This is a genomic window from Streptomyces filamentosus (assembly GCF_014654895.1).
GTDB classification, from domain to species: domain Bacteria; phylum Actinomycetota; class Actinomycetes; order Streptomycetales; family Streptomycetaceae; genus Streptomyces; species Streptomyces filamentosus.
In genome coordinates this window covers 1,655,085-1,670,949 of the sequence record NZ_BNBE01000002.1, presented here as the reverse complement: position 1 = coordinate 1,670,949, position 15,865 = coordinate 1,655,085, and the positions used below count along the sequence as shown (strand labels likewise).

The 15,865-nt window shown below is 71.6% G+C and carries 16 protein-coding genes; 15 read left to right on the top strand and 1 reads right to left on the bottom strand.

Annotated elements, in window-relative coordinates:
• Positions 1–51: 51 nt before the first annotated feature.
• Entirely contained in the window at positions 52–381 is a 330-nt protein-coding gene (locus tag IE326_RS26485; protein ID WP_190043280.1) for a hypothetical protein, read from the top strand.
• A gap of 20 nt (positions 382–401) precedes the next feature.
• On the opposite strand, the gene IE326_RS26480 is transcribed toward IE326_RS26485, so the two are convergent.
• Positions 402–896, bottom strand: a complete 495-nt coding sequence (locus IE326_RS26480) for an HIT family protein (RefSeq protein ID WP_190043279.1) — start codon at positions 894–896, stop codon at positions 402–404.
• A gap of 387 nt (positions 897–1,283) precedes the next feature.
• Between IE326_RS26480 and IE326_RS26475 the strand changes: the two genes are divergently transcribed.
• The 14 genes from IE326_RS26475 (at position 1,284) to IE326_RS26415 (ending at position 15,843) form a co-directional block, all read left to right on the top strand.
• The gene (locus IE326_RS26475; protein WP_190043278.1) at positions 1,284–1,619 is read left to right on the top strand and encodes a nucleoside triphosphate pyrophosphohydrolase; all 336 of its coding nucleotides are present in this window, start codon (positions 1,284–1,286) and stop codon (positions 1,617–1,619) included.
• Between the two features lie 219 nt (positions 1,620–1,838).
• Positions 1,839–3,047, top strand: a complete 1,209-nt coding sequence (locus tag IE326_RS26470; RefSeq protein WP_229915642.1) for a helix-turn-helix domain-containing protein — start codon at positions 1,839–1,841, stop codon at positions 3,045–3,047.
• A gap of 106 nt (positions 3,048–3,153) precedes the next feature.
• The gene (locus IE326_RS26465; RefSeq protein WP_190043276.1) at positions 3,154–3,741 is read left to right on the top strand and encodes a hypothetical protein; all 588 of its coding nucleotides are present in this window, start codon (positions 3,154–3,156) and stop codon (positions 3,739–3,741) included.
• Positions 3,742–3,782: 41 nt separating this feature from the next.
• Positions 3,783–4,295 (top strand): hypothetical protein, encoded by a 513-nt coding sequence (locus IE326_RS41030; RefSeq protein WP_229915641.1) that lies wholly within the window; start codon positions 3,783–3,785, stop codon positions 4,293–4,295.
• Positions 4,288–4,728 (top strand): ATP-binding protein, encoded by a 441-nt coding sequence (locus IE326_RS41025; RefSeq protein WP_229915640.1) that lies wholly within the window; start codon positions 4,288–4,290, stop codon positions 4,726–4,728. The genes IE326_RS41030 and IE326_RS41025 overlap by 8 nt, the downstream gene beginning before the upstream one ends.
• A gap of 89 nt (positions 4,729–4,817) precedes the next feature.
• Positions 4,818–5,105 carry a hypothetical protein gene (locus IE326_RS26455; protein WP_190043274.1) on the top strand — a complete coding sequence of 96 codons (288 nt, stop codon included), beginning with the start codon at positions 4,818–4,820 and terminating at the stop codon, positions 5,103–5,105.
• 278 nt (positions 5,106–5,383) lie between these two features.
• A complete protein-coding gene (locus IE326_RS26450; protein ID WP_190043273.1) occupies positions 5,384–6,073 on the top strand; it encodes an HAD family hydrolase in 690 nt (229 codons plus the stop codon).
• Positions 6,074–6,580: 507 nt separating this feature from the next.
• Positions 6,581–7,624 carry a DNA-binding protein gene (locus IE326_RS26445; protein WP_190043272.1) on the top strand — a complete coding sequence of 348 codons (1,044 nt, stop codon included), beginning with the start codon at positions 6,581–6,583 and terminating at the stop codon, positions 7,622–7,624.
• Between the two features lie 86 nt (positions 7,625–7,710).
• The gene (locus IE326_RS26440) at positions 7,711–8,964 is read left to right on the top strand and encodes a helix-turn-helix domain-containing protein (protein ID WP_190043271.1); all 1,254 of its coding nucleotides are present in this window, start codon (positions 7,711–7,713) and stop codon (positions 8,962–8,964) included.
• Between the two features lie 231 nt (positions 8,965–9,195).
• The gene (locus IE326_RS26435) at positions 9,196–10,311 is read left to right on the top strand and encodes an archaeosine biosynthesis radical SAM protein RaSEA (protein WP_190043270.1); all 1,116 of its coding nucleotides are present in this window, start codon (positions 9,196–9,198) and stop codon (positions 10,309–10,311) included.
• A complete protein-coding gene (locus IE326_RS26430) occupies positions 10,304–11,596 on the top strand; it encodes a cytochrome P450 (protein ID WP_190043269.1) in 1,293 nt (430 codons plus the stop codon). Before IE326_RS26435 ends, IE326_RS26430 begins: the two co-directional genes overlap by 8 nt.
• Complete coding sequence (locus tag IE326_RS26425; protein ID WP_190043268.1) at positions 11,593–12,882, top strand: PLP-dependent aminotransferase family protein; 1,290 nt, start codon at positions 11,593–11,595, stop codon at positions 12,880–12,882. The genes IE326_RS26430 and IE326_RS26425 overlap by 4 nt, the downstream gene beginning before the upstream one ends.
• Positions 12,879–14,048, top strand: a complete 1,170-nt coding sequence (locus IE326_RS26420; RefSeq protein ID WP_190043267.1) for a glycosyltransferase family 9 protein — start codon at positions 12,879–12,881, stop codon at positions 14,046–14,048. The genes IE326_RS26425 and IE326_RS26420 overlap by 4 nt, the downstream gene beginning before the upstream one ends.
• Before the next feature lie 79 nt (positions 14,049–14,127).
• Positions 14,128–15,843, top strand: a complete 1,716-nt coding sequence (locus IE326_RS26415; protein ID WP_229915698.1) for a carbamoyltransferase family protein — start codon at positions 14,128–14,130, stop codon at positions 15,841–15,843.
• The last annotated feature ends 22 nt before the right edge of the window (positions 15,844–15,865 follow it).

Below are 15,865 nucleotides of genomic sequence, written 5' to 3'. Positions count from 1 at the left end.
TCCGGCACGAGCTCCGGCCGGGAACAGCCTGAGGAAGCGGCCCGGTGAGTCGTGACGGAAAGGACCGGTCTCGCCTGCGCCGACGTCACATGGGCCGGCCACACCTTCGTCCGCCTCGCCACGAAACGACCGCAGTACACCAGCGACGGAATCAAAGCCCTGGAAGAAGCCCGAGCCGCCTGGCCACGAGGGGCACGCCGCGGCTCCGTCGAAGTCCTCACTGCTAGCGCCCGGATCCACCTCGCCAGCGGCGACTTCGACCAGGTAGCCCGTCACGCTGCCGACGCTGTCCGCATCGCGACCGACACCGACTCCTCCCGCAACCTCACCGCCGCATTCGCAGTCCAGAGCGCCATCACCACCCGCCCGCAAGGCCTCTGAGCCGACGACCGTCAGGATCCTCAGGCCAGGCGCCGCCGCAACTCGGCCGCGATCCTCGCGGTCTCGGCCGGTGCCACATCGGCGACCCCATGCTCCGCCATGAGCGCGTGGAACTGCTGCTGCTCGTAGGGGACCCCGGGCGGCAGGGCAGCGACGTGCCAGTGCACATGCGGATTCCCCTGCCGGGACCCCAGCGACAGCAGATACACCCGCTCCGGCGCCAGCACCTCCTCGACCGCGAGCGCCACTCGGCGCACAGCCTGCATCATCTGGACGTAGCCGTCCTCGGAGAACCCGCTGACGACATCCTCCACGTGCGCCTTGGGCGCGACCAGGACCTTGCCCGGGAGAGTGGGCCACCGGTCCAGGAACGCCACATGGTCGGCGTCCTCGTAGACCAGCTCGTGCTCGTAACCAGGCTCCCCCTTCAAGAACGCGCAGACGAAGCAGGGCCCGAGACGAGCCCTGGCCTCGTACGCCTCCAGATCGAACAGCTTGCGCTCCACGGACGACATGACACTCCTCCACCAGAACGGGAATCCCCGCGGCGCAACGGCCGACCGCAAGAACTGCTTCCTGTAGTGGACACAGTGTGCCCGCCCCTGCCGGAAGACACGCGCGTCAAGAACCCCCGCTTCGGGCTCCACAAGCACGGAGCGACCGAAAGCCCCACACCTGGGACTTCGACAACCAGACCGGCCCGGAGTTCGCTCAGACCGACTGCGGCGAGTACATCCTCGAAGGAGTCGCTCTCACCACTAAGGTCATCGCCGACCTGAACCGCCTGCCCGAGGAGATCTCCACCGTCTTGTGCCGGGCCCTCGAAGGAGAAAGCCTGGTCGCCATGTAGACGGGGACCGGTGCTCGGCTAGGCAGAGGCCCCACGAGCGGAGGAGGACGCGATGCAGGATGCTGAGACGGCCCCCCGGGTCTGCAAGTTGGTACGGGACAGGATTCCGGAGATCATTCGGGAGAGCGGTGCAGAGCCCGTCACCTACATCGCGGGGCCGGAAGAGTATCGGGAGCGGCTGCGGGAGAAGCTTGGCGAGGAGTACCGGGAGGTACTGGAGGCTAATGACGCGGATGTGCCCGACGAGGTCGCCGACCTCGTGGAGGCCGCATTCGCGTACGCCGCCGTCCTGGGGGTCAGCGCCGAGCGGGTGGAGGAGATCCGCGCCGCCAAGGCGGCTGAGCGCGGCGGTTTCGCCGGACGGATCATTTGGACGGGAAACCGTTGACCTCCTGCCTTCTCCCCAGGGCAGGTCCATGAACCCGCGTCTATATCCGGAAGCGTGGTTCGGGGCGCCCGCTTTGGCCTGACGAGGGGGTGCGGGCGCGCCCCCGACGGCCAACTGCGGCTGTACGGGGGCGCGATCCGGAGTACCGTCCTGGGTGTCTAGGTCAGAACGGAGCACGTCATTATGCACCTTTCCAGTGATGAGCACATCGGCACACGAGTGCAGATCGCCCGAAACGCGGCCGGGTTGACTCAGGTCGAGCTCGCCGGGTTCATCGGCCGTACGGAGTCGTGGGTCGCCAACGTGGAGAGGGGCCGGCAGCCCCTCGACCGGTACAGCGTCATCACCGCCATCGCGGACCGCTGCGACGTGGACGTGGTGTGGCTGCTCGGACAGCCCTACCGGTTCAAGCGCAACGGCGGCCACCTTGCCCACGCCCACATTCCCGCCCTGCGCACCGGCCTGCGCCGCTCCAGCCTCATCCTCTCCGGGCATCCCGGTCTCGCCCCACAAGGCATCCCGGCCGAACTGGAGGACCTGGCCGGCCGCGCCCGGAAGGCCAACCACGAGCGTCAGGCGGCGAACCTTCCTGCGGTCGCCACCCTCCTGCCGTCCCTGATCGAGGACCTCAACACAGCTGTCCTCGTCCTGGAAGAGCGGTCCCGCGAGGAGGCGCTGCGGCTTCTCGCGGACGCCGCGCGTACGGCCCGGATGTGCCTCAATCAGCTGGGCTACCCGGACCTGGCGTGGTCGGCGGCCGAGGTCGCCGCCGGCGCCGCGACGCAGCTCGGCGACCCCGTGGTCCAGGCCGCGGTCGCCTGGGACCGGTGCGGTGCTCTGCTGCACCAGGCGTCCCTCGGCGAGACGATCGCCGTCGCGGAGGCCGCCCTGCGGGACCTCGACCCCCTCGCCTCCGGTCGGAACGCCGACGAGGCCGCACTCTCGCTACGCGGGGCTCTGCACCTTCGCTGCTCCGTCGCCCACGCACGGGCAGGCCAGGGCGACGACGCGTGGGCGCGGATCACCGCGGCCCTGGAGGACGCCGACCGGCTCGGCCCGGCCTGGTACGACCTCGACCGGCACACGGTCTTCGGCCGGGGCACGGTCGCTGTGCATGCCGCCGAAGTCGGCGTCGAGGTCGACCAGCCCGACACGGGCCTCAGTCTGGTGCCCCAGGTGGACGTCAGGGAGGTGCCGAGCAAGGAGCGCCGTACCCACTACGCGATCGACGAGGCCCGCTCGATGCACCGCATGGGCAAGAGTTCGTCCGCCGTGACGAAGCTCAAGGAAGCCGCCAAGGCCGCGCCGTACTACGTCAACGCCGATCCCATGGCCCGGGCCCTCGTCTCCGACCTCGCACGCATCGGAGTTCCCTCCCAGGCGTCGGCCCTCTCCAGCCTCATCCGTGACATGGAACTGGCCAGCTAACCTGCCGCCGAATACGAACAGTTGACGCCCCCTAGATTTTCTAGGGGGCGCGCTCGCGCTCGGGGTTCATCCTCGTAGGGTCACTGCGAGTAGGTAGGTGATCACTATGGGAGCGGCAGCGGTAGAGCTGATCGACCCTCGACGGCCGGACGACGCGGTCCGCATCTACAGCGGCACCTTCGGATGGCCGCTGTCCGTAGGCCACCGGCACAGGCCCCGGCAGGGCTGCACCTGCCAGCAGGCCCGCGAATGCCCGGTCCCCGGCGCTCACCCCGTTCCCAACGCCCCGGTCTTCCACGCCGGCGAGGACGTCGCCCGGGTGCTCGGGCAGTCGCCCGGGGCCGGCCTCATCGCCTGGACGGTCACCTTCGACGCCCTCGTGGTCCCGCGCACCATCGGCATGGCCGCGATGATCACCCTCGACCGGATCGCTCCTGTCCCCTGCCTCCTCTCCGAGGAGAAGGCAGTGCTCCTGGTGCTTCCGGCCACCGGCCGGTACGCCGTCGCCACGGGGCCGTGCGAGGTCCGCTCCGGACAGGACCAGTGGATCGCCTTGCCGCCCTCGCACGGCGTCCGCTGGGACACGACCCCGTGGATCGAGCAGACCTCCGAGCCCGTCGGGCTCCTGCACGGCATGGACGTCGGACGGCACCTGCGTGCCGCGATGAGGCTCGATGCGGGGAGAGCCCGGTGACCCACGCCCCGGAACCACGCGAAGCAACCCCTGGTGTGCTGGTGCATACACGCCAGGAGCGGGAGGCGGCCGCCCGGACGTGGCTGCTCATCTCCGCACGAGATGCCGCGACAGCCCGATCCGACTGGAAGAACTACGGAGTCGCCCTCCTGCGCTGCGGGGCCCTGTTCTCCGCCGTCCGTATCCCGGCCATCCTCGTCCACGCGGCAGCCGGCACGGCAGACAGGCCTGCCGTCGCGGACTTCCTTGCCACCGCCCTCGACGGCGGCCCGGTCTTCTACGACGGCGGCGGCCAGCAGTACTACGCCCTCACCCCAGGCAGCGCGGCCCGGACCTGGAACGTGCCGGACACCGAGTGCCTTGGCTCTGACCACTTCCTCGGCATCCCGGCGACCGACATCACCGCCCCCGACCCACGGTGCGCCGCCTACTGGTGCGTCCCGATGGACGGCCCGGGAACACTGTGCATGCCGGCCGCGGTCGCACACCTGGCCCGCCACGGCCGACACCTCGTCGCCCAGCAGCAGAGCGAGGAGGCCACAGCGCGTGCTTGACACCCTGGAGACCAGAAAACGGCCCCGGTTCCTCATCCCTGCTGACGAATCCCGCTGCTCCCGGACCCTGCCCAGTGCCCCGCAGTCCGCAGCGGTCGCCCGGAGCCTGGTGCGAACCGCACTCGAGACCTGGCAAATGTCGGACACGGATGCTATCGACACGGCCCTTCTCATCGTCTCCGAACTGGTCGCCAACGCGGTCGAGCACGCCAACACTGATGGCTCGTCCCTCCGGATCATCGTCACCCGGGCCGAACCCGGCCGGATCAAGGTCGGTGTGACCGACTTCGACCGCACACCGCCGATCCCCGCCACGGCCGACGCGAACCAGGAACACGGCCGGGGTCTCGCCCTCGTAAACGAAGTCGCGGAGGAATGGGGTGTCACGCTCTACCGGTGGGGCAAACAGGTCTGGGCAAGCATCGCGGCATAAGACGCGAACGCAGAGACACCCACCCCGTCACGGCTGTCCCTCCGTCGGCACACCCGCGTGTCCGAATCCCCGCCGAGGTCACCGAGCTCGTGGACCGGACGCGTCGCTCGCTGAAACCGCTCCTCGACCTGCGCCCGGCCTGGATCGCACACCTCACCTCCCGCGTGGAGGGCCGCCGGCTCTCCGCGGAGGAGCAGCAGAGCGCGCTGGGCATGGATCTCGACTTCGGAGGCCTTTCTCTCGAGGACTGGCAGCACGAGGAGAGCGCGATCAGCGCGGCCCTCGCCGCCCTCGCCGCCGCGCCACTCCTCGAACGGGTGCACGAAACTCTCGTCCCGTACTCGGGCGTCACCTGGACCGTTTCGGCGAATCACTGACTGCCTGCCCGTCCTGGGCTCGATGACGGAGAGGCCGATCCCTCCCTCGGATCCCGTTGCCGCCCACGGCACTCGGGTCCGCGCCCACGGCAGGCGGACGGAAAGCTGCTCACGCCCGGCCTCTCGAAGTGGCCGGTCCAGGGACGAGGATGATTCGCCGACACATCGCCCGGAAACCGCTGTACAGCGGGATCGCTTCCCGAGAGGGACGGTCGGCGGCCCGCAGTTGCTCGCTGGACCGGGAATCCTTCTCCCGCCCCGAGTTATCGTCGGCGCTCATGACAACCGCCCCCCACCCGGGCCGCCCCGTCGGGCCCGACTCATCGGCGCAGCCCGTCGCCCTGCTGGCCCTGGATGACACCCTCACCGACCGTGCCGCCGCCTTCGCCGCCTGGGCCAAAGAGTTCGCAGCCGCCCACTCCCTACCCGAGCAGTGGCTCCACGACGCTGACGCCGAGCACTCCGGGCGGCGACGTGACTTCTTCGCTCTCGCCAAGACCACCTACGCCCTGCCCGGCACCGTCGAGGAGCACTACACGGCCTTCCGCCGCCGCACCCCCCAACTCGTCCCGCACCGGCCCGCCGTCAACGCCGCCATCCAGGCCCTGGCCGCCCACGGCTGGCAGCTCGCGGTTGTCACCAACGGCGACCACGACGCCCAGCACGCCAAGCTCGCCGCCGCTGGTCTCGCCGACCTGCTGCCCACGGTCGTCGTCTCCTCCGACCACGGTGTCCGCAAGCCCGACCCCGCCCTCTTCCACGCCGCCCTCGCCCGGCTGGGCGCCACCACGAAGGAAGCGTGGGTCATCGGCGACTCTCTCGAAGCGGACATCGCCGGAGGCAACCGCGCCGGATTGCGCACCCTGTGGCTCTCCCACGGCCGCCCCCACCCCGGAGGCCCACTGCCTCAGCACACGGCCGACGACATCGTGGAGGCATGCGCCTGGCTCCTCGCCCAGGAGAGATAGAGCACCACCACAGGCCCGGGCCCACACCGTCCCAGGGTTCAGCGCTTCGGCTCATCCCGACCACCGTCGAGGGGGACCGATGAAACGCAGGGCATCGCACCGACGAACCTCACTATCGTCTGACGTGGCAGGAGCAGCCCGGTCAGCGCGGCGCCGTCGGCCGCCTCGTCCAAGATCTCTTGGACGGCGAACCCACCTACAACCAGGCCGGACGTTTCGGGCCGAGCGGATCTACGACTCGGATACGGCACAGGGAGCCGGCCGGAGCCCAGACTTGGGCAGCCTGGCATATTCGCTATGGCTCGATCCTTGTGGCTACTGTGTTGCCGCGAAGCCCGTATGGTCTCGTTTAAGGACCTGACCCGCGAGCGGCGCAGATTGTCGCCCACGGATGAGCACGGAGCCGATGACCATGCGAGCACCTCGGTGACATCGAGGACCGACCGCGAGGGCGACGTCCTGGTTGGGAACCGCCTTGCCCAGTGGCGGGAACGCCGCGGAACCACCGTGGGCGACCTCGCGTTGTGCACCGGGCTCACCGAGCAACTGATCGTCGACATCGAGACCGGACACGACTGGGTGGACCGGCATCGTGTCTTGTGCTCGCTGGCCGGCGGTCTGCACCTCGATCCTGTCGATCTGACCGGCCAGCCGTACGTGCCGCATGGCGAGCAGCATGCGGCAGTCCGGGCCGCCGCCTGGCATCTGCGTCGCCATGTCCTTCAACCCGGCCTCTACACTCCGGCCGACCAGCAGAAGGAGCAGAGCCGTCTGTTGGCCGGGGCTGAGAAGGCCCGGGGCGCCCAACGTACCGGCGACGAACACGCCCTCGCCCTTCTCCTGCCCCAAGTGCTCGATGCCGCCGACCGCTCGGTCAGGTCAGGGGGCGGTGACCGGCAGGCGGTTGTGACGGCGCGGAACTTCACCTACGCCGCGGCAGCCGGACTGCTGCGCCGCCTGGGCTACCGTGATCTGGCCTGGAGCCTGCTCCAACGAGCCCGTCCCACGACCGCTGACCGGCAGGTCGTCGAGGCTGAGGAGGTACGGCTGCTGACGAGCATGGGCATGCCCTCCGCCGCCGTCAACCGTGCCGAGCAGTACTTTGCCGGAGCCCGGTCCGTCGCTCTGCTGTGCGCGGCCGCGCTCGCCCACGCGAGTGCCGGTCAGCGTCTGCACGCGGAACGGCTGCTGGACGAGGCGGACAGCCGTGTCTCTGGGGACGAGGAGGCAGCGGAGGTGACGGTGGCCAGGGCGAGCAGCGCGATGCAGTTCGGCACCTGGGATCAGGTTCTGGAGCAGAAGGAAGCGGCTGCCGTCATGCCGCAGGCCCGGCGAGCCGATCTGCTGCTGCTCGCCGCAGGGGCGTGGGCCAGGCGCGGCCGGATCGGCCGGGCCGTTGACAGTCTCACGGCGGCCGAGAGGGCGGCCCCGCTCTACATCAGGCTGGATCCACTGGCCCGTGAACTCCTGCACGCTCTGCGGGCTCGTGTCCGAGATGCGGCCAGCGCGAGGGAGCTTGAGCGCATGGCGGGCAGGTTCGGGGTGAAGTGACCCGCGTGCTTTCGGGGGAATACCCGCCGAGGTCGGGCAGCACCGGTCTAGCCTGTTGACCTTCTGTATGCGGGGGCGGGGTGTTGATGGACGAGCAGCAGTCACACCGGGCGGAGACGATCGGAGCGGGCCTGCGGGCCCTGCGGCGCCAGCGCGGGGTGAGCCTGCAGAATCTGGCGGAGCAGACCGGGATCTCGAAGAGCTACCTGAGCATGGTCGAGAACGGCAAGCGGCTGCTGACGAGCACGGTGTTCATCGACTCCATCGCCGAGGCTTTACGGATCTCTCCCGCCGAGCTGACCGGCCAGCCGGTCGCGCCGACGGACCCGAGCACCGGCGGGGCGCACGCCATGATTCCCGCTCTCAGGCTCTCCCTCATGGGACTGTCCGTCCCCGCCCCATCCCAGGGCGGCCGGCTTCCGGAGGATCCCCTCCAGCTCCTGACAGCCCGGGTCGCACGGGCCAACGCCCTGTACCACGCCTCCGACTACGGCACGCTCGCCGCCGAACTCCCCGGTCTCCTGTCGGACTTGCGCGCGGCGGCCGACGCCCGGCAGGGCTATGTGCGCCGCCGACTGTTGCAACTGCTTGCCGGCGCCTACCATCCCGCGTGCGTGCTGCTGCTGAAGTACCTCGGCTACCCCGACCTGGCCTACGTCGCGGTCACACGCGCGGCCGAGGTGATCGCCGAACTCGAGGACCCGCACTACACGGCCCTGTCCGACTTCTTCACCGCCCACGTACTGCTGGCGGTCGGCAGCCCCGAGCAGGCCATCGCCCACGCGGGAACCGCGATCTCCGCGCTGGAACGGCGCCTTGGAGGCGGCCGCGCCCCCCAGGCCCTGCTGGGCGAACTGCACCTGATCTCGGCCACCGCCGCCACCCGCGACAAGGCTCGCGCGGGCGAGACACGCCGCCTGGACGCCGAGACCCACCTCGCCGAGGCCCGGCGCCTGGCCCAGTACACCGGCGAGAGCCGGGACTGGCACCTCAACTTCGGTCTCACCAACGTCAGCATCCACCACGTGAGCCTCAACACCGCCCTGGGCCGGCACGGCGCTGCCGTGGACGCGGGCAGCGCTCTGGACCCTGAGGCGATCACCGCCCCCGGCCGCCGCATGGCCTACCACGCCGACCTCGGCAGATCCCTCGCACATCTGCGCGGCAGGGAGAGTGACGCGACCCGCGAGCTGCTGCTGGCCGAGTCGATCGCGCCGCAGCGGCTGCGGGTGGACCCGCTCGTGCGGGACTGCATCATCTACCTCCTCGGCCGGCCGACACCCCCGCACACCCGCCGTGACCTGCGCGGCCTTGCTCACCGGGTCGGCCTCCTGTCGTGAACCACGCCGCCGCAGCGCGCCGCGGACAGACGAGGGTTCACCACGGTGAACCCCATGAGTAAATGCGCCGCTACTTTCGGTGTCCGCCCTGAAAGGCGGCCGGACAAGCGCGAGGCGGTCTTCCCGCCGTCGGCATCTCCCGGTCTCCTTGAGGGGTTTCGTGACGGCCGCGCCGCGCCTCCGGTCCGCGCGCACGCCCGACTTGCCGACCGGGGAACGAGGGGACTCTTCATGCCCGAGCACGCGTCCGATACGCCGATACAGGTGCGCGATCTGCGCCGGCGGATCGGTGACCTGTCCCTGCGACTGCGTACCGCCGGCACCCAGATCAAGCCGGCCGAGCCGCGGTTCACCGACTACGACAAGATCCGGCTGCCCGGGGGCGAGCTGGTGGGCCGCAAGAAGGTCATCGTCATGTCGGGCGGGTGCAGCGTGCCGACGTGCACGATGTGCCCGTTCACCAACTTCAACAACTACGGCCTCGACGACGGCTCCTCGAGCGAGAGCCTGCTGGACCAGGTGCGGCGCACCCTGACGCGGACGCAGGACGAGCCCGCGTACGAGGTCCTCTCCCTCTACAACGACGGGTCGTTCTTCGCCCCGAAGGAGATCCCCCGCGACGTCCAGGTGGAGATCGCCCGTCTGGTAGCGGCGGCCGGGGTCAAGCACCTCGTGGTCGAGTCGCTGCCGCAGTTCGTCACCGAGCCGGTGCTGGCCCCCTTCGTCAAGGCGCTCGGCGGGGTGCGGCTGGAGATCGGGATCGGCCTGCAGTCCGCCGACGAGCTGGTGCGCGAGACGCTGGTGAACACCCGCATCTCCCAGAAGTCCTTCGAGCGGGCCCTGTCGGTGATGGCCGGCCTCGGGGTCGACCCGAAGATTTACCTGCTGATCAAACCGCCGTTCCTGAGCGAGGGCGAGGCGGTCACCGACGTCGTCAAGTCGGTGGACTACCTGACCGGGCTCGGCGTGCGCGGGATGACGCTGTGCCCCACGCGGGTCTCACGCCACACGGTGGCCTGGGAGCTGTGGCAGGCCGGCCAGTACACGCCGCCGAACCTGTGGACGGTGGTGGAGGCGGTACGCCGGGTCCACGAGCGGCTCGCGGTGCGGGTGGCGTGCGTGAACCTGCGCGGCACCGACTTCGAGTCGGTCTTCCCCGACGCCTGCCCGGCCTGCGCCGACAAGGTCGTCGACGCGCTGATGCGGTTCGGGGAGAGCGGCGACGCCGGCGACCTGCCCGCGGACTGCTCCTGCCGGCCGCCGCTGAAGGTGACCGCCCTCGACCACGCCGCCATCACGGCCCGCGCAGCGCAGCAGCTCAACGCCCTGGAGCGCGCCGGTGTCTGACCAGCACACCGCGCCGACCCCCGCGGCCGTACTCCCGCGGCATCCGGCGGACGGCTTCACCGCCGACCCGCTCGGCGTGCTGGACGAGGGGCATCGCCGCCACGGGCCCGTCTTCCGCATGCCCGTTGACGGCGAGGAGACCGTGCTGGTCGGCACCTGGGCCGGGCTGGGCGAGCTGTTCGCGGCCGAGCGCAGCCGCCTGGAGGTGCTCAACACCCCACTGGTGCACGACCTGTTCGGCCACGCCCTGTTCAACCTCGCCGCGGACGGCCACGGCGAGGCCCGCCGCCGGCTGCGCCCCGCGCTGTCCGGCCGGGCGCTGCCCGGCTACGTGCCGTCCCTGCTGGACGTGATCGGCCCGGCCACCGACCGGTGGGCGCTGCACGGCACCGCGGATCTGCACGGGCAGGTGCGCGAGCTCACCGGGGCGATGAGCGCCCGCGTCCTGCTCGGCATCATCCCCGGGGAGGCGGACGCGGCGCGGTTCGCCGCCGCCTTCGAGGAGTTCGTTGCGGCGACCGGCGCACCGCCGGGCCCGGCCCGGTACGCGGACCGCCGGTACTGGGCCGGCCGGTCGGCCCGCCGGGACCTGCATGACCTGTTCGCCCGCCGGGCCGCCGGGGGTGCGCCGGGCGGGACGGCGCTTGCCGGGCTGGTGGCGGTGTTCGCGGACGCCCCGGCCGAGGCGGGGCCGTTGGAGGACCATCTGCTGGCGCTGCTGATCGCCGCGCGGGAGACGACGGCGAGCCTGCTCACCTGGTGCCTGGTGGAGCTGGCCGGCCATCGCGAGCACGCCGAGCTCGCGGCGGCCGAGGCCCGCACGGTGGCCGCCGATCCGGACCGGCTGGTGGCGCGCGACGGGCTGCCGGTGCTCCGGTCGGTGCTCGCCGAATGCCTGCGTCTGCACGCGCCGAACCTGCTGTCGATGCGGGAGGCGGTCTGCCCTCTCACGTTGGCCGGTCACCGGATCGAGGCGGGCACACGGGTGGCCTACTCCCCGTCGGCCGGGCACTTCGATCCCGAGGCATTCCCGCGGCCCCGGCGGTTCTGGCCGGGCCGGTTCCTGGCCGGGCAGGCCAGCGCCTCGCGGCTGTGGGCGTTCGGCGGGGGCGCGCACGCGTGCCTGGGCCGGCCGCTCGCCGAGCTGATGGCTCTGGGCGTCATGGCCTGCGCTCTGCAGCGGGGGCTCCCGAGCCTGCCCGCCGGCCCCCCGGACCGGATCAGCTTCCGGCCCGCCAAGGCCCCCATCGATCCGCTGCCGTTCGCCCTGGAGTCCGTTTCATGACCCGCACCCCTCCCGTCGACGCCCTCGCCGCGCTCAGCCAGGCGGCCGCCCACCATGCGGCCGGCCGGCACCGGCTGCACCTGGTGCCCAGTGAGAACCGGCTGTCGCTGGCCGCCCGCCTCCCGCACCTGATGGACGCCGCCGTCCGCTACGCCTTCCCCGGCCCCGAGGACGGCAGCGAGAACTGGGCGTGGCCGGGCCGCCAGGACCTCGTCGACATCGAGCACGCCGCGGCCGCACGGCTCGGCGCGCAGCTGGGCGCCGACTTCGTGAACCTCAAGCCCGTGTCCGGGGTGTCCGCGCTGACCGCGGCGCTCTCGGCGCTGGCGAAACCGTGGACGGTCGCCTACAACCTGGCCGAGCGCGACGGCGGCCACGGCTCGACCCGCTTCATCGGCACCCGCCTGGGCCTGCAGATGAAGGACCTCCCCGTCGACCCGGCCACCTGCACCCTCGACTTCGACGCCCTCGCCCGCCGCCTCGGTACCGGGCCGCGCCCGGAGCTGGTGTACCTGGACGCCTTCATGTGCCTGTTCCCCGTGGACCTTCAGGGTCTGCGGGAGGTCGTCGGCCCCGAGACGGTGATCCACTACGACGCCTCGCACACCCTGGGCCTGATCGCCGGCGGCGCCTGGCAGAACCCGCTCGCCGAGGGCGCCGACACCCTGGGCGGCTCCACCCACAAGACCTACCCTGGCCCGCACAAGGGCCTGCTGGCCACCAACGACGCCGGCCTCGCGGCCCGGCTGGACGAGCACGCCTCACACTTCGTCTCCCACCACCACCCGGCCGACGTGGTCGCCCTGGCCGTGGCCGCCGCCGAGATGGACGCCCGCGGCCGGGCGTACGCGCACGCCACCGTCGCGAACGCCCGCCGGCTGGGCGCGGCGCTGGCCGGGCGCGGGTTCACGGTGTGCGGGGAGAAGTCCGGGTTCACCGACTGCCACCAGCTGTGGATCGACATCGCCCCGCTCATGGACGCCGAGGAAGCCTCCCGCCGCCTCTTCGAGGCCGGGATCGTCGTCAACGCGATCCCGCTGCCGCACATCACCGCACCGGCCGGGCTGCGCCTGGGCGTGCAGGAGCTCACCTGGGCCGGGATGCGCGAGGACGGCATCGACGAGCTGGCCGAGGTGTTCACCGCGGTGCTGCGCGACGGCCAGGACCCGGCCGCCACCGAGGCTCGCACCCGCGCCCTGGCCGAAGCGCTGGCGCCGGAGACGGGGCCGGGGGAGCGGGTGCTGCGCGTCGCGCTCGCCGCGGCCGGGATCGGCGGCGCCGCGTGATCCCCGCCCAGATCCCCGGCAAGGGCACCTTCCTCGGCCCCCTCCACACCACCGACTCGTTCGAGATCCGGCCGGACTGCCGGCACTTCGCCGGCGGGATGCCGTGCCGGTACTGGCGGCCGTGCCACGGCTGCCCGCACCACGACCCGGTCGATCACCGGGTGCTGATCGTGATGCTCGGCCTGCTCGGCGACATGCTCATCGCCTCCCCGCTGCCCAAGCGGATCCGCGACGAGCACCCGCACGCGCACGTCACCTGGCTCGTCGACGAGGCGAACGCTCCGATCCTGCGGATGAACCCGTACGTGGACGAGGTCCTCGTCCACGACTGGGAGGCCGCCGCCCAGCTGCCCTCGCGCCGCTTCAACGCCGTGTACTCCTTCGAGCGGACCCCGTCGGCGGCGGCCCTGGTCGACCGGATCGACGCCGGGCACAAGGCCGGGCTCGCCTACGGCGGACCCCACCACGGCCTGTACGCGATGGGCCAGGCCGCGCAGCAGTTCTTCCGGCAGAACACCTGGAACGACTACCGAACTCTCACCAACGAACAGACCTGGACGGAGCTGTACTTCGCCGTCGCCGGATACACCTACGCCGGCGAGCCGTACGTCCTGAAGGTGCCGGAGGAGGCGCGGCGGAGGGCGGCCGGGCTGCTCGGGCAGCGCACCGGGCCGCGAGTGTGCCTGAACCTGGGAGGGTCGCTGCCCACGAAGCTGTGGCCCCAGCGTCACTGGGCCGACCTCGCCGACGCGCTCCTGGACCACGGGGCGCAGCTGGCGATCCTGGGCGGCCCGACCGACCGGGCGGCCTGCGAGGCGCTGGTGCGGCACCTGCGGATGCGCGGCGCCGACGAGACGCGGGTGGCGTACGCGCCGCTCACCCTGGAGGAAGCCTCCGCGCTGCCGGGCCTCGTCGACGTCGTCGTGACCGGTGACTCCTTCGGCTTCCACCTCGCGCTCGCCCACGACCGGCCGACCGTGCTGCTGCTCGGACCGTCCAACGGCGCCGAGGTCATCCCCAAGCACGTCACGAACATCACCGCGCTGCGCTCGACGCTGCCGTGCTCGCCGTGCGCCCACCAGGTCGCCTGCGGCGGCGTCGGCGGCTGCATGGACACCATCGACCCTTCGGCCGTCCTCAAGGCGACCCTCGACCACCTGAACTGACCACCCCCGCACCGTCCGGCCGCGACGCCCCGGCGACGGACCGGAACGTGAAGAGAAGGATGTGATCCTGTTGGCCATCGTGCTGGGGCTGGGCGGCCCGTACTACCACGATGCCTCCGCCTGCCTGGTCATCGACGGGAAGGTGGTCGCCTTCGCCGAGGAGGAGCGCTTCTCCCGCCGCAAGCACCACAAGGACTCCCGCTCCTGCGCGGTGGCCGCGGCCTACTGCCTGTCCGAGGCCGGCATCACCCTGGACCAGGTTGACGAGATCGCCATCGCCTTCAACCCGACCTGGCCCACCCCGAGCGAGATCTGCACGGACGCCGAGCTGATCGCCGAACTCCTCGACCCCGCCCTGTTCGGCCACCACCGGCCCCGGCAGGTCACCGTAGTCGAGCACCACCTCGCGCACGCCGCCTCCGCCTTCCACCCCAGCGGCTTCGACGAGGCCGCCGTCCTGGTGGTCGACGGCTCCGGCGACGGCGTCTCGGCCACCCTCGCCCACGGCACCACCAACGGGCTCAAGGTCCTGCGCCAGTTCCCCTTCTCCCAGTCGCTGGGCTGGTTCTACGAGACCGTCGCCGAACACCTCGGCCTCGGCGACTGGACCAGCTCCGGCAAGCTCATGGGCCTGGCCGGCTACGGCAACCCCGACCGCTACACCCTCGACTTCCTCACCCCCCGCGCCGGCGGCTACCACCTGGACCTGTCCCGCTACGGCATCCGCCCCGACGAAAGCGTCGACGACCAGTACACCGACCTGCGCTACTACCGCCGCCTCAAGACCGCCTACGCGACCGCGTACACCGACCTCGGCATCCCGCCCCACCGCCGCGCCCGCACCTACACCGGCGGCCGGATCATCCCGGAGACCGGCTACCGGACCGAGCACGCCGACCTCGCCGCCTCGGCGCAGCGCCTGCTGGAGCAGTGCCTGACCGAGCTGGCCCGCGAAGCACTCGCCGCCACCGGCACCACCCGGCTGTGCATCGCGGGCGGCGTCGGACTGAACTGCTCCGCCAACGGCCGCCTCGCCCAACTGCGCGGCGTCAAGGAGCTGTTCGTGCAGCCGGCCGCCGGAGACGCCGGATGCGCCATCGGCGCGGCGCTCGAGGTCGCGCTGCGCCGCGGCGACCTCACCCTCCCCGGTCCGGCGATGACCAGCGCCGCCCTCGGGCCCGCCTTCACCCCGGGCACCATCCGCGCCCTCCTGGACGACTACGGCCTGCCCTACCGAGACCACGGCGACGACCTGCCGACCGTCGCCGCCGGGCAAATCGCGCTCGGGCGTACCATCGGCTGGTTCCAGGGCCGCATGGAAGCCGGTCCCCGCGCGCTCGGCCGCCGCAGTATCCTCGCCGACCCCCGCCACACGAACACCCGCGACCACATCAACGACCACGTCAAGCACCGTGAACCGTGGCGCCCGCTCGCCCCGGTACTCCTGGACGAGGCCGCACCCGACCTGATCGGCACGAGCACCCCGCACCTGTTCATGATCGTCGCCCGGCAGGCCACCGCCACCGCCCGCACAGCCATCCCGGCCGCCGTGCACACCGACGGCACGCTGCGCCCGCAGACCGTCGCCCGCGACGACACCGACCCCTACGCCGCGCTGCTCGCCTCGTTCGCCGTCCAGACCGGCCGCCCGCCCGCGCTGCTGAACACCTCCTTCAACCACGAGGCCGAGCCGATCGTGTGCACCCCGCGCGATGCCATCGCGACGTTCGCCGCCGGCCCGCTCGACGCCCTCGCCATCGGCCCGTTCCTCGTCCGCAAGGAAGGCCGCAACTGACTGTCCGACATCACCCGCTCAC